Source organism: Larsenimonas rhizosphaerae, from assembly GCF_023700005.1.
Taxonomy (GTDB): domain Bacteria; phylum Pseudomonadota; class Gammaproteobacteria; order Pseudomonadales; family Halomonadaceae; genus Larsenimonas; species Larsenimonas rhizosphaerae.
Window position 1 is genome coordinate 122,811 of sequence record NZ_JAMLJK010000004.1, and the last position, 14,185, is coordinate 136,995.

The following is a 14,185-nucleotide window of genomic DNA, read 5'->3' on the forward strand; positions in this document are numbered from 1 at the left end:
CATTACTGCGAGGCAGGGCTGTCGGCAAGGGCGTCCTGCAGGTAATCCGCCAGTGCCTGCACTGCCCGCGCCGACTGGCGGTGGCGGGGGTAAAGCGCATGAAGGGCACTGGCCCGGGGCTGCCATGGCGTCAATACCTGACACAGCTCGCCGGTGTCCAGTGCATGGCGGGTAATGAAGGTCGGCAGATGAGCAATACCCAGTCCGGCCCGAGCGGCTTCCAGTACGATTTCACCGTTATTGGTGCGCAGTGGCCCGGTTACCCGCTGGTGCACGCGACGACCGTGCTGTTCAAATGTCCACTCTATCTGACGCTGATGGCCGTACAGCAAACAGGCATGATCTGCCAGATCATCCGGCGTGTCCGGCTGACCATGGCGTGCCAGGTAGTCGGGGCTGGCGCAGGTGATCAGCTGCATGGTGGCCAGCCGTCGAGCAATATGACTGGAGTCTGCCAGCTCGCCGATGCGGATGGCCATGTCGTAGCCTTCGGCAACGATATCCACCAGCCGGTCGTTCAGGTCCAGCTCGATGGTGATCAAGGGGTGCTGCTGCATGAAACCGGTCAGCAGTGAACCCAGGTGCAGAGTGCCAAAGGTCATGGGGGCGCTGATGCGAAGAACGCCGCGTGCCAGCGCGCCCTGACCGGCCACGGCGTCAAAGGTATCATCCACGTCAGCCAGAATACGGCGAGCGCGATCAAGCAGGGTCAGGCCCAGCTCGGTCGGCGTCAGCTGGCGGGTTGTGCGGTTCAGCAGCCGCACGCCCAGAGCATCCTCCAGCGCGATGGTGCGTCGGCTGATGTATTGTTTCGATACGCCTTCACGTTCGGCGGCGCGGGTAAAGCTGCCTTCTTCGATCGTGGCGACAAACAGGCGAAGGTCATCCAGTGTCATGCAGGCTCCCGAGTGGCTCAACCGGGTGAGTGCTGCACCGGAGCGGCAATGACACGCACGATCACATGCCGGGCAGCTCGTTGGGACGCAGGTCAAAGACCAGCACTTCAGCATTATGGCCGTTTTCCAGTGAAAGAACCTGCTCCTCGCGAACGCGTACCCCGTCACCTTCCCCGAGCGCCAGTCCATTCAGGGTGATGCGTCCACGGGCGACATGGACATAGGCATAACGGTGGGGTGCCAGGGTCAACGTGGCCTGTTCACTGCCATCAAACAGCCCGGCATACACCCGCACGTCCTGGCGAATGGCCAGGGCAGGGGCCTCGCCTTCCGGCGAGAGAATCAACTGCAACCGGCCGCGACGCTTCTCAGGGCTGAAGTATTCCTGCTGATAGCGAGGGGGCTGGCCGATGCGGTTCGGCGTGATCCAGACCTGCAGGAAATGCACGCCGTTTCGAGAGGACGGATTGTACTCACTGTGGGCCACGCCGGTGCCCGCACTCATCAGCTGCAGGTCTCCCGGTCGAATGACCGCACCATTGCCCAGGGTATCCTGGTGCTCCAGTTCGCCGTTCAGCACCCATGAAAAGATTTCCATGTCCCGGTGAGGGTGTGTGCCAAACCCCTTGCCGGCCTCTACACGATCATCATTGATGACCAGCAGGTTGGAGAAGCCACGCTCGTTCGGGTCAACGTAACCGGCAAAGGAGAAGGTGTGATACGAGTTCAGCCAGCCATGGTCGGCGTGACCGCGCTCATCGGCCTTGCGATGGGTCAGCATGAGGTACTCCCTGAATGACAGGTAAGGAAGGCACCATTCTGCGCGCTGGCCTCGACGGGATAAACAGGGTGTAAGCGGTCATACTGTCTCGATCAGGTTGACAATAGGCCCACCAGCGACAGCACCAGCGGCAGACTGGCGGCGCTCAGCAGGGTCTGCAGGGTGATCAGGCCAGCCATCAGCTGACTGTCCCCGTTCATGGTGCGGGTCAGGGCGTAGGCCGTGGCGGCGGTGGGCAGGGCGAAAAAGAGCACGACAATAGTGCATTCCATCAGCGGAAGATGGACAAGCCAGGCAGCCAGAAACGCTAATGTGGGAAACAGCAGAAGGCGCAGGGCACTGTTGGCGCACAGGGGGGCCAGTTCATGGGTCAGTTCCCGGGGTCTGAGCGCCGCGCCGACGCATAATAGCCCCAGTGGCAGGCTGGCTGCGGCTGTCAGCGATACCAGCCTGTCCGCCCCGAAGCGCAGTTCGATCCCTGAAAAGTTGACCAGTGCGCCGGCCAGGCAGGCCAGAATCAACGGGTTGGTCAGCAGCGGGCGCATCAGGCGGCGAAGGCTCAGCGAGTTGTCCATGGACAGGGCCACGACCGACAGAATATTGACCAACGGCACCAGTACGCCGAGGACCACGGCCGCCAGCCGGAGTCCTTCCTGACCGTACAGGCTGCCTACGGTAGCCAGGCCCAGATAGGTATTGAACCGCAGACAGCCCTGCACCCAGACACCAAAGCGCGCTGCCTTCCAGCCCTGCTGGCGGCGTGCGATCCAAAGCCCGGCCGTGCCGACCCCCAGCGTCAGCGCTACAGCCGCGAGCAGGCGAGGCAGGGCGGGATCGCCAAACGGGGCGGTCGATAGATTGGCAAACAACAGGGCGGGAAACAGAACGCGATAGTTCAGGCTGTCTGCACCGGCCCAGAAGCCATCATCGGGAAACCGGCAAGCCTTCATGACGGCCCCGGCCACAATCAGCGCAAACAGCGGCCATAATGCCGTTAAAAAATCAAACATGAGGTGCTCCACCAGCCTGTATAACCGCCGGGATGGCATATCACTGCCTGCCCCGACACTTTATGCTGTTATCACACAAAAGCATCAGGTTTGAAATGCAAGGAACCCTTTCATGATCTCCTCTCTTTTTCCGGGCTTGGTCGGTGGCGTGCTGATCGGCCTTGCGGTGGTCTGGCTGATGTCATCGCTGGGCCGCATTGCAGGAATCAGTGACATCGTCGCCGGTCTGTTTCTGGACTCGGGCAGTCGGGATGTTTACTGGCGCATGGCCTTTGTTCTGGGCCTGATCGGCGGTCCGGTGATTCTCGCCGTGCTGGGCGTCAACGGTAATCTGGTCAGCGGTGCACGCGGGCTGCTGGGCAGCCCGGTAACCGGGCCTTCCACCATGGCCATTGGCGGTCTGCTGATCGGGCTGGGCACCGGTATTGGCAGTGGCTGTACCAGCGGACACGGTGTCTGCGGGCTGGCACGGCTGTCCTTGCGCTCGCTGGTGGCGATGGCCGTGTTTCTTGCCGCGGCCATGCTGACCGTGCTCGCCATCTATCACTTGTGAGGTATCCATGTTCAACAAACTGATCATGAAACCGCTGGCGGGCCTGATTGCCGGGTTGCTGTTCAGCATGGGGCTGGCCCTCAGCGGCATGACTGACCCGCGCCGCGTGCTGGCCTTTCTGGATGTGGCCGGCCGCTGGGATCCGACGTTGCTGGTGGTGTTCGGCAGTGCAGTACTGACTACCTTCATCGGGTATCGGCTGGTCTGGCGACAGGATGGCCCGCTGCTGACCTCCCGGTTCCAGTTGCCTGCGTTGACGGGGATCGATCGTCGTCTGATCGGTGGCGCTGCCCTGTTCGGCGTGGGCTGCGGAATGGTGGGGTATGTGCCGGGCTCTGCGATGGCTTCCATGGGCGGGGGGTACATGTCTGTCTGGCTGATGCTGGCGTTCATGGTGCTCGGCTGGTGCCTGACCCGGCGCAAGCCCTCCCGGCCCTGAAAGACTGCTGCGGCGTCGCCTCCCTCCCTTTCAGGCACGCCGCGGTGAAGTGGTTGACCCGGCCTCGAACCTTGCAGGCGTTCGTTACACGGCCTGGCGTACTCTCCCTCGTGCATTGCCTGCGGCGGTCACATATCGGTTTGCGACGGGTATGACCAAGGTATATTGCTGTCCTGACACCTGAACAAGGTCTGCTCAAGTAGCGTTGACCGACCCTCCGGCCTCAATTCAAGTCACTGTATTTAAAGCATCATTCAATTCGAGAAAAGGACCGGCGGCGTGTTTCATGGCAAGAGAAGGGTGCATACGGCGCAATACCGGGGGTGTCATCAGGCGCTTTGCCTGAGGATGATCTGAAATAACAAGGTGTTACTCTCGAAACTTGACGTTATTATCACGCTGTGGTCCAACGTCGACGAAGCCCGTGACGACAACGCGTGATGCCGGCGCCATCACCGTTCGATGCAATTGCCTGTGTCATGCATCATGGTGTGTTCATGCCGCCGGCAATCGCTGGCCCGGCCATCGTCCCGGTACATCAGTATCAATGTTTTCGAAATGAATACGATAATCAGTGATAGTGACCCCGTGCCGGTGGAGCCATCGAGCAGCGATGCTGTGCCATTTCCCACAACAAGGAGGAGTCCTGATCATTTCGACGCGGAGCCGGGGTAACGGACAGGTTCCGGTCTGCACATCAGGTGGGTGTATCAGCCTTCGTATGCCGCCGAATGTGTTTAAAGAAGCGATAGAGTGTCGATGTCATAAAATTTACAACAAAGGCTAAAACTGTATGACAAAACCACAGGAACCGAAAAACCCTTCTGACGGCGATAAGCCGGCAGGCGAGGGAATCCGTCGACCCGACGGCCCCACGGCTCTGATTGACACGGATTACGTGATCGGTCAGGACAATATTTCGACCCGCGCCATGGGCCTTGATCTGGACCTTCACGGCAAGGTGTTTACCATCTCGGCGCTGGTGATACTGGTCTTTGTTTTCCTCACCCTTGCCCTGCAGAACCAGGTTGAACCGATCTTCAATGGCGTGCGTGACTGGCTGACCGGCAATCTCACCTGGGTCTTTCTGAGTGGCGCCAACATTTTCGTGCTGGTCTGTCTGGGGCTTATCTTTTCTCCGCTGGGCCGGGTACGTATCGGCGGGCCGGGTGCCAAGCCGGATTACACGTATTTCGGCTGGTTCGCGATGCTGTTTGCCGCCGGCATGGGGATCGGTCTTGTGTTCTACGGCGTTGCCGAGCCGATGACGCACTTCGGCACCTCGCTGGCAGGCACCACTACCGGGCCGGACGGTGTGCGTACCGACTGGGCGCCTCTGAACGGCGCTGCCGGTGATGAAGCCGGTGCAATGTCACTGGGCATGGCGGCTACCATCTTTCACTGGGGTCTTCACCCGTGGGCTGCCTACAGCCTCGTCGGTCTGGCGCTGGCCATCTTTGCCTACAACAAGGGCCTTCCGCTGACCATCCGTTCCGTGTTCTATCCGATTCTGGGCGAGCGCGTCTGGGGCTGGCCGGGCCACTGCATCGATATCCTGGCGGTCTTTTCGACGCTCTTTGGTCTGGCTACCTCTCTGGGGCTAGGTGCTTCTCAGGCCTCGGCCGGATTGCACTACCTGTTCGGTATTCCCAACACCAACGTCACCATGACGCTGTTGATCGTTGCCATCACCATCGTGGCTCTGGTCTCCGTACTGTCCGGTCTGGACAAGGGTGTTCAACGGCTGTCGATGATCAACATGGTAATGGCGTTCCTGTTGCTGGGCTTCATCATTGTGGTTGGCCCGACGATGATGATCGCCACCGACTTCTTTACCAATATTGGCTCCTACCTGCACTACCTGCCGGCGCTGTCGATGCCGTTCGGTCGTGAAGACGCCAACTTCAGCCAGGGCTGGACTGCGTTCTACTGGGCATGGTGGATTTCCTGGTCTCCGTTCGTGGGCATGTTCATCGCGCGGGTCAGCCGCGGTCGTACGGTTCGCGAGTTCCTGCTGTCCGTCCTGCTGGTGCCGACACTGGTCTCTGTACTGTGGATGACGGCCTTTGGTGAAACCGCCATTCATCAGCAGATCGCGTCAGGCTTCCAGGGCGTCCAGGACGCTGCACTGGAGCTGAAGCTCTTTGCCATGCTGGGACAGATGCCGCTGGCCACCATTACTTCGGTTCTGGGCATCATTCTGGTCATCGTGTTCTTTGTTACCTCCTCGGACTCCGGGTCACTGGTAATCGACTCCATCACTGCCGGTGGCAAGGTCGATGCACCGACCACGCAGCGTGTGTTCTGGTGTCTGATCGAGGGGGCCATTGCCATAGCACTGTTGCTGGGTGGAGGGCTTGGCGCGCTTCAGGCCGCTGCCGTATCGACGGGACTGCCCTTTACCATCGTGCTGCTGGTCGGGTGTTACGCGCTCGTGAAGGGGCTTATGTCAGAGCCTCGACCCAGCAAGAAGGCCAAGGCCTGATATTGGTCAGCAGTAATGAAAGCCGGCGCTTGCGCCGGCTTTTTTCATGTCGGTACAACAATGTCGATACAACAGGGTGGGGCAGGGATCGGCTACTTCGACGGCCTGCAGCCGGCTTGCCCGGTAGTGGAAGACATTACAGAGGGCCGCGCGATGACGGCGCACCGTCCACCCCGGAGATCATCAATGCAATGCCCAGCATCAGGATAACAAGGCCGCCGGCGAGTGCTGCCGTGTGACCGGCCAGACCCGGCCAGGGGGAGGACACCGCCTTGAACAGGCGTTGAACATGACCACGGGCCATGACGGCAAGGCTCGCCAGGCTGGCAGTGGTCAGGGCTGTTCCTGCCGACATGGCCAGTACGGCGAGCACGCCGGGCCACCAGTGCCCCAGCATGGCTGAAACCCCCAGCAGCATGATGGCACCACTGCATGGGCGCAGCCCGATGGCGAATACCGCCACAAGCTGACTTCGCCAGCCAGTACCGGCAGCCACCGGGTCAATGTGATGTGTCTTCCCGCACCCGCAATCCGTTGGAGACGCTGCCGGCCCTCTTGATATGAGGGGGCGTGCAGTCGGCTGATACTGCATCAATGGCGCCCGGGATGGTGCGGCGGGCCATGCTGCGCGTATCTTGTGGGCAGCGTTATACACCAGCCAGCCCCCGAGCAGGGCAACCAGCCCGAAACTGGCCTGTTCCAGATAGACCGTGCCGGCCATGCTGTCGCGGGTCAGCCAGCCCAGCACGCCCACGAGCAGGCCGGTGAGCGCAATGGCTACCACGCCCTGCAGCAGGGCAGCGGCACTGGAAAGCCAAAGCCCTCGGCGCAGCGCGGTGGGGTGAGTGAGCAGGTACGTGGTAATGACCGCCTTGCCATGGCCCGGGCCCAGGGCGTGAAATACGCCATATCCGAACCCCAGAAGCATCAGTAGCGCTGCTGTTTGCGGGCCTTCCTGTTGATCGTAATTCACCATGCCCAGTGAAAGATTGCGCTGAAAGTGGTGCTGCCATTCCCGTACCTGTTGTGTCAGATCGGCAAGGGCTGAATCCGTACCGGAATACAGGGAGAGTCCCACTGCCAGTAATACGGCGAGTACGGTAACCGCGATCGGGATCAGGCGCCTGGACATTCAAGTATCCCCGTATCCGCCAGACGCTGGCCGATCCCCGCGGGCGCCTCGCCGTTGATGTCGATCGCAGACAGTTCTTCCACCAGCCCGGGCGCGGCGGTGGCATGGGCAATGGTTGTGCTGCAGCCTTCAGGCGGATTGGTCAGCGTGATGGGCGCCTTGGCTTTTTTGTCATAAAGAAATTCGATGTAGTAGGTATCGTCGTAGACCTTCCAGCGAAGGGGCTGATGATCCACCTTCACTGGTGTTTTCAGCGGCAGTGTGAAGGTGTATTGAACGCGCTTGCCGCGAAGGGTCGTTGCGTAGGCAGTGATGGGCCCCACGGCCAGCTCCCTGCCGCCCTGGTAGACATGAGTAAGATAATGCTGCCGTTCAAGGTTGGCGGTAATGTCGCTTCCCAGCTTGTCCATGGCCTGGCCCATGGTGATGTGCTCCTCGCGGGACAGCTCTTCCAGCAGTGTCAGGCTGTACATCGGGTCCAGTACCCAGACCTGTTTCAGCGCGGTGGCACGCTGGTGGTCGTCAAACTCCACCGTGACCTGATAATCCACCCAGCCATGCGGGTGAGCCTGAGCCGTTGCGGGCATCAGCACCGGCAGTACGGCACTGAGTGTGACTACCAGAAACCAGACAATAGTGTTCAAGGGCACTCCACGGCAGGGCGAACGTGAATTGAAATGTACCGCTCGGCCTTCCGTACTGGCAAGACACGCCGTGAAGTATCCCGGCGCGGGTCGGAGCCGAGTCCTGTTGCCGGGCCGGGTGACAGGCGATTGATCTTCATTGTCTCGCCCTGCGAGACGCATTGCGGCAAGTGTCTCCTTATACTGGATTTGAAATCGCTGATTTGATCCGGTGGGAGCCATGACCGTGCCAACCTCTGCCATTCGCGCCGATAGTGCGCTGCCCTCGACCCTGCGCCATGTCATTGCCCTGTTGCGGGTGACCTCCCGGTGTGGCGTCCGTGGTGCCGGTATCGAGGATTACCTCGAAGGCACGGAGCTGAGCCGGCCAACCGTGTACCGGCTGCTCAAGGGGCTGCGCGAAGAGGGCTTTCTGAGGCATTCGCCGGTGCGCCATCGTTACCTGCTGGGCTACGAGCTGCTCGCGCTGGGGGCTGAAGCCGGCAATGGCGGCAACCTTCGTGAGCTGGCCCGGCCACATCTCTTCTCACTGGCACAGCAGTTTGGTGGCAGCTTTTATCTTTTCGCCCTGGATGGGGCCCATGCGGTCTGCCTCGATGTGCAAAACGGCGCCTGCGCCGTGGGCAGTTTTGCAGGCACCATGGGTGGACGGGTACCACTGGGGGCGGGGCAGGCCTCCGTGGCCCTGTTGAGCACCCTGGACCCTGCCGCACGGGCGCTGGTGCTCAAACAGCATCAGGCCCGTCTTTGCGGTGAATATCACATCGACATCTCGCGTATCGAGCAGGCAGTGGCCGACGTTCATCATGCCGGGTTCACCCGGGGCGTTGAAGGCGCCAGTCTGCCGGAGTTTGCAGGCGTTGCCGTCACCATCGCGGACCCTTCCGGGCGCAGTCCGACCGCGCTGAGTTGCTCCATGCTCAAGTCACAGCTGAGTGAGGCTCGCGAAGCAGAGGTCATCCTGGCATTGCAGGACGCTGCAGGCCGAATGGCGCAGCAGATTCACGGCCTGCTGGAGCCGGTGTCATGAGGCCCTTTCCATTGCACCAGCGCCCGAGCGGCTGGCAGAGCCAGTTGCCTGAACGCACGCCGCATCCTCCCCTGAAGGGCAGCCACCGTGCCGAGGTGGTGATCATTGGCGCAGGCTATACCGGTGTGGCGTGTGCCCGTGCCTGGCAGGCACTCCGGCCGGATGCGCGGGTAGTGATGCTGGATGCCGAGGCGGTGGGAGACGGCAGCCCGGGCCGTAATTCCGGATTCATGCTGGAGATCGCGCTGGCCAACGATGTGGACGATTCGGCACTGGCCGGCATGCGCCGCATGAACGATCTGAGCCGTCAGGCGATGGACAGCCTGCGCCAGGCCGTCGCGGATCACGGTATCGAGTGCGGACTGGCCCGTACCGGCACCTATCGCGCCGCCCGGGGGCCGAAAGGACTGGCCTCGATCGAGGCCTATCGCCGGTTTCTGACGGCCTCCGGCCTTGCCTTTGAATCCCTGGAACAGGGGGCGCTGGCGGAGCGCCTCGGCACGACGTATTACGCAAAAGGCCTGTATTCCCCGGACTGCTGGCTCGTTCAGCCGGCGGCCCTGATTCGTGGGCTGGTGGATGCCCTGCCGGCGGGCATTACCTGTTTCGAGCATACGCCCGCGCGCACCGTCGAGCGGGATGGGGGGCACTGGCGCGTACAGACGCCCGAGGGCGAGCTCACGTCCCCACATGTGGTGCTGGCCAATAACGCCTTTTCCCGTGCGCTGGGCGCAGATGGCTCCCGGCTGGCCACCATCTATACCTATGCAGCGTTGACGCCACCGCTGGCCGACGCGCTGCGTGACCAAACCGGCGGCCATGAGTGGGGGCTGCTGCCGGCCCACCGGCTGGGCTGCACCCTGCGTACGACGGCAGACCACCGGATGATGATTCGTTCGTTCTACAGTCTGGAGCGCGAGCAGGACAACGCCCGCATCGCCGCGCAACTGCACGCGCGGCTGACCGCCCGCTTTCCAGCACTGGGGGATACCCCGTTTGATACGGTCTGGGGCGGTACCACCGGCCTGACCTACAACGGCGCACCGCTGTGGGGAGCGATTGCCCCCGGGCTTCATGTCTCTGCCGGCTGCAATGGCGGGGGCATCGTGAAGGGCACCCTGCTGGGTGAGGCACTGGCCCACCAGGCGCTGGGTGTTCCGTGTGCGGATATTCATGGCCTGTTCGGCACACCGTCATGGATGCCGCCGGCACCGCTTCGCCGGCTTGGCTTTGAAGCCATCAGCCTGAAGGAGCGCTACAAAGGGCGCCACGAGGCCTGATCCGCGATTGACCCCGCGTGGCCTGGCCACGCACACCACTCATCCCGAGGCTTACAACAACCACAAGGACGCTTCATGGACCCTCAAACACACTACGGGCTGCTGTCCCTTCTGCCGGCCACCCTGGCCATCGTGCTTGCCTTTATAACGCGCAATACGATATTTGCCCTCGCCATTGCCTGTTTCGTCGGGGTGCTGTCGATGGGGCAGGGGCTGATGGGCTTTCCCACGCTGCTTAAAACCACGCTGGGCACCACGGAATTTTCCTGGATACTGCTGCTTGAGCTGTTCATCGGTACGGTCATTGCCTTTTTCCAGCGGACCGGGGCGATTGCCAACTTCACCCGCTTCGTCGAGCAGCGCGCCCTCAGCCGGGTCAAGGTGCAACTGGTGGCCTGGGTCATGGGGATGTTCGTGTTCTTCAGTGACTACTTCAGCCCGCTGTTTGTGGGGTCGACCGTGCGTGGACTGACCGACCGCTACAAGGTATCCCGCGAGCGGCTGGCCTATATCGCCGACTCTACCTCGGCACCGGTGAGTGTGCTGGTGCCGATTACCGGCTGGGCCGTCTTCATTTCCGGGTTGCTGATCGGCATGGGGCCGATCGAGACTGCCCCGGAAGCGATCAGCGTGTTCGTGCAGGCCATTCCCTTCAATATCTATGCTTGGCTGTCGGTGCTGACCGTGGGGCTGGTGATCATCGGCTGGGTGCCCAGCATCGGCGCCATGGGGCGGGCCGAGCACCGCGCCAGAACCGAGGGCAAGGTTTCCCGCGATGGGGCGCAGCCCCTGCTGGGCGCGGAGCTGACAGACCTTCAGCCCTTCGAGGGCATCAAAACCAGTCTGTGGCTCAACTTCGTTCTGCCGGTACTGATTGTCATCAGTGTCGCGATCGGTACCTTCATCGTGATGGGGTCGGCCAAAACCATGGAAGCCTTTCTGGCTGCGGCCGTGGTGCTTGGCGTTATCATGCGTCTGCAGGGCATTGCGCTGAATGACATCATTTCGACGGCGCTTTCGGGCATGAAGGGCGTCATGCCGGCCATCGTGATTCTGGCGCTGGCCTATTCCCTGAATCAGCTTTCGAAGGACATGGGCACGGCCGGTTATATCATCGACATCACCCGTGGCTGGCTGACGCCGCAGCTACTGCCCGCCATTACCTTTCTGGTCGCGGCGCTGATCTCCTTTTCCACAGGCTCTTCCTGGGGCACGTTTGCCATCATGATGCCGCTGTCGGTGCCGGTGGCCTTCACCCTGACCGGCGACACCCTGACACCGCTGGTGTATGCCACTGTAGCTGCCGTGGCCGGTGGGGGAGTGTTCGGGGATCATTGCTCGCCGTTATCGGACACCACGGTGCTGGCCTCGACCGGTTCTGCATGCGATCACATCGATCACGTCAAGACGCAGATTCCCTTTGCGCTGGGCGTCGCAAGCGTCACGCTGGTGGTGTATCTGGGGCTGGGTCTGACGCTTTAGAGCCTGGCCGGGAGGCGGTGATGCATGCCGCCTTCCGTTAAAGAAATTCTTCGGCTGTCCGAAAAAAACAGAAGGTATATCGATAAAAACGGCCTGCACTCCTTGTGGTCAGAAGCGTGGTGAACGACATACAGCCCGTTCGGACGGCTTGAGATAGCGCACGCAAAAGACACGGCATGGGACGTGACGCAATGCATAAATTCCTTTCAGGCGATGGCGATACAACCGCCTCCAGCCCACCTGCTGCGGAAAAGAACCTGGATCACGTCGCGGACAAGCTGGACCTTCTGGCAAGGAAGGGGCGCGAGGTATCCGTGGTGCTCGATGCCCTCAAGACACCTCTGGTCGGGCGGATTACTCGGGTGGATCGGCAGCAGCATGCCTTTCTGATCGAGCTGGCCGAAGAGCTGGTCATGAGTAAAAGCCGGTTGCTCAAGGGCTGCCTCTCGCTTGAGGTCAAGCAGACCGTCTCCGGCCTGCCGGCTGCAGAATACCTGGACTTTGACGAAATCCAGCCGCTTGAGCTGCGCCACGTCAATGGCCGGACCGGCATCCTGTGTACGATGCCACACTCCTTTTTCAGCGCTACCCGGCGTGGCGAGATCCGTATTCCCTTTATCCAGGGGCTGTATGCCCATGCCTGGATGACGATTTATAAAAATTCCGAACCGTTCAGGGCCAGCCTGTGCAATCTCTCCCGCGGGGGCTGCATGATCGAGGTACCCCTGCAGCATTCGGGCCTTTTCGAGACCGACCGGCTGATGCATCAGGTGAATATCGTCTTCCCCAACGGGGAGGGCTTTACCGTGGGCGCGCGCGTCAGCCACCTGCGCCCGGCCGGGCGTACGCACTTTGCCACCGTGGGCCTTGAGTTCACGACGCCGGATAACGATACCGTACGCCGGATACGCTACTTCCTGAATGAAATGGAAAGCGAGCTGGCCTGCCGGATTGGCCTGGAAACCCGGGCCGCGCACCATTCGCCGATATTTACACGCCCCTCGGGCGCGGTAGCTCCCCAGGAGGAGGTCACGGTCGATGAGCCGGAATCCGTACCGCTGATTCGGGCCATGCGCGAAATTGCCCGGCGCCTTCATGGCACCCTGATTGCCCTGCGCAACGATGAGGAGCTGCCGCGCGTTATCCTGTACGACTGCGTGGAAACCATCATTCACATGCTGCAGCGCAAGCGTCAGCAGTGCCTGTATGCGTCCGGCTGTTTGACGGATGAACCCCCGCTGCTGCAACTGGCGCTGCGTTCCGCCATTCAGCTGGGTGACATGCTGCTCTCGATACCCTCCTTCCTGCCTTATGTGCGTGATGCCATCTTCTGTGCGCTGTTGCACAACATCGGCAAGCCGATGATGGTCAACGAATCCATGCCTTCCCTGTCGGTACAGCTGACCCCGAGTCAGAAGCGGCATCTGTCACGCCATCGGGAAGTGCTGCTGGCGCGGCTGGCGAGGGAAGAATGGCTGGAAGGGCACATGATTCACCGGTTCATGCGGGAAAGCCGCACGGACCCGTTCATGACGATCGGCGCGCCGCCCTGGGGCATGGATCAGATTGCCCGTATTGCCCAGATGTTTTCGGTGATTCGCCGCCTCAACGGCGCCATGTGGCCCAGCAATCCCGGCAAGACGGGCATGCTGCCTCTTGAAGCCTACCGCGACATGTACAGCCTGCCGGAGGAATACGACCGCGACTGGATCGTGCAGTACGTGCAGCGCCACGGAGTGACCCCGATTGGCAGTCTGGTGTATTTCTCGCGGGGGTATCTGGGCTGGGTCATGAGTGTCGATGCCCGGGGGGATCCTGTCCGGGTGCGCGTCGTGCGAAATCTCAATGACTCGGAAGGCAACCTCAGCATGATTCTCTCCCGCGTGGATTTTGATCAGATGGGAGAAATTACCGGCACGGTGCGCCCGAAGGATTACGACCTGATGCCCTGCTGACGGCATGTTTCGCGCAATGCGCCGCGCGGAAGCCGGGCGCTTGCCCCCTCTGAAACCGAACAGGGCGGGGGGCGATACCCGACAACAGGCAAGTATCAGGCGGATTGGCTATCCTTGTCAGGCAGGCTCGCAGATGGATCTGCGAGCAGATGATCCCTGACCATGGATGCTTGATATGACATTTGATGATTTTGTACGGCGGGCACGTAATGGCGATATTGACGAGCTGCAGCTGGAATCAATGGAAGGCGATATCTTCCTGTTCAAGGCAGTGCATGGTGGCGAAGAAGTTGTACTCGAGAAGGCCTCCGGCGGCGCACTGAACCCTGCCTCGGTCAGTGAGGCCAAGCAACTGCTGCGTGATGCCGGCGGCCTTGAATCACTGCCGTTTTACCTGGTGCAGCGCACCGCCTATGACGAGATGATCGGTCAGCCCTCCAGCAACGAAGTGCATAAATCCCCCATGACGCTGGACTCCGGGGCCTGATCGCCGAACCG

The 14,185-nt window shown here is 61.3% G+C and carries 13 protein-coding genes; 8 read left to right on the forward strand and 5 right to left on the reverse strand.

Annotation, left to right across the window (positions count from 1 at the left end):
• Positions 1-2: 2 nt before the first annotated feature.
• The 3 genes from NAT21_RS13855 to NAT21_RS13865 form a co-directional block, all read right to left on the reverse strand.
• The gene (locus NAT21_RS13855; RefSeq protein WP_250939326.1) at positions 3-896 is read right to left on the reverse strand and encodes a LysR family transcriptional regulator; all 894 of its coding nucleotides are present in this window, start codon (positions 894-896) and stop codon (positions 3-5) included.
• A gap of 61 nt (positions 897-957) precedes the next feature.
• On the reverse strand, positions 958-1,677 hold the full coding sequence (locus NAT21_RS13860; RefSeq protein ID WP_250939327.1) for a pirin family protein: 720 nt from the start codon (positions 1,675-1,677) through the stop codon (positions 958-960).
• Between the two features lie 92 nt (positions 1,678-1,769).
• The gene (locus NAT21_RS13865) at positions 1,770-2,687 is read right to left on the reverse strand and encodes an AEC family transporter (protein WP_250939328.1); all 918 of its coding nucleotides are present in this window, start codon (positions 2,685-2,687) and stop codon (positions 1,770-1,772) included.
• Positions 2,688-2,799: 112 nt separating this feature from the next.
• On the opposite strand from NAT21_RS13865, the gene NAT21_RS13870 reads away from it, so the two are divergent.
• The 3 genes from NAT21_RS13870 (at position 2,800) to NAT21_RS13880 (ending at position 6,164) form a co-directional block, all read left to right on the forward strand.
• Positions 2,800-3,240, forward strand: coding sequence for a YeeE/YedE family protein (locus NAT21_RS13870; protein ID WP_250939329.1), 441 nt, complete (start codon positions 2,800-2,802; stop codon positions 3,238-3,240).
• Between the two features lie 7 nt (positions 3,241-3,247).
• Positions 3,248-3,679 carry a DUF6691 family protein gene (locus NAT21_RS13875; RefSeq protein ID WP_250939330.1) on the forward strand — a complete coding sequence of 144 codons (432 nt, stop codon included), beginning with the start codon at positions 3,248-3,250 and terminating at the stop codon, positions 3,677-3,679.
• A gap of 793 nt (positions 3,680-4,472) precedes the next feature.
• Positions 4,473-6,164 carry a BCCT family transporter gene (locus NAT21_RS13880; protein ID WP_250939331.1) on the forward strand — a complete coding sequence of 564 codons (1,692 nt, stop codon included), beginning with the start codon at positions 4,473-4,475 and terminating at the stop codon, positions 6,162-6,164.
• Between the two features lie 136 nt (positions 6,165-6,300).
• On the opposite strand, the gene NAT21_RS13885 is transcribed toward NAT21_RS13880, so the two are convergent.
• Positions 6,301-7,296, reverse strand: a complete 996-nt coding sequence (locus NAT21_RS13885; RefSeq protein ID WP_250939332.1) for a nickel/cobalt transporter — start codon at positions 7,294-7,296, stop codon at positions 6,301-6,303.
• Complete coding sequence (locus tag NAT21_RS13890; protein WP_250939333.1) at positions 7,281-7,940, reverse strand: DUF1007 family protein; 660 nt, start codon at positions 7,938-7,940, stop codon at positions 7,281-7,283. Before NAT21_RS13890 ends, NAT21_RS13885 begins: the two co-directional genes overlap by 16 nt.
• A 220-nt stretch (positions 7,941-8,160) precedes the next feature.
• Here NAT21_RS13890 and NAT21_RS13895 point away from each other — a divergent pair, with 220 nt between their 5' ends.
• The 5 genes from NAT21_RS13895 (at position 8,161) to NAT21_RS13915 (ending at position 14,174) form a co-directional block, all read left to right on the forward strand.
• Positions 8,161-8,970: an IclR family transcriptional regulator gene (locus NAT21_RS13895; RefSeq protein WP_250939334.1), complete on the forward strand. Its 810-nt coding sequence runs from the start codon at positions 8,161-8,163 to the stop codon at positions 8,968-8,970.
• Complete coding sequence (locus NAT21_RS13900) at positions 8,967-10,250, forward strand: NAD(P)/FAD-dependent oxidoreductase (RefSeq protein ID WP_250939335.1); 1,284 nt, start codon at positions 8,967-8,969, stop codon at positions 10,248-10,250. The genes NAT21_RS13895 and NAT21_RS13900 overlap by 4 nt, the downstream gene beginning before the upstream one ends.
• A gap of 75 nt (positions 10,251-10,325) precedes the next feature.
• Complete coding sequence (locus NAT21_RS13905; RefSeq protein WP_250939336.1) at positions 10,326-11,732, forward strand: Na+/H+ antiporter NhaC family protein; 1,407 nt, start codon at positions 10,326-10,328, stop codon at positions 11,730-11,732.
• Between the two features lie 191 nt (positions 11,733-11,923).
• Positions 11,924-13,687 (forward strand): PilZ domain-containing protein, encoded by a 1,764-nt coding sequence (locus tag NAT21_RS13910; RefSeq protein WP_250939337.1) that lies wholly within the window; start codon positions 11,924-11,926, stop codon positions 13,685-13,687.
• Positions 13,688-13,862: 175 nt separating this feature from the next.
• Entirely contained in the window at positions 13,863-14,174 is a 312-nt protein-coding gene (locus tag NAT21_RS13915) for a DUF6482 family protein (RefSeq protein ID WP_250939338.1), read from the forward strand.
• The last annotated feature ends 11 nt before the right edge of the window (positions 14,175-14,185 follow it).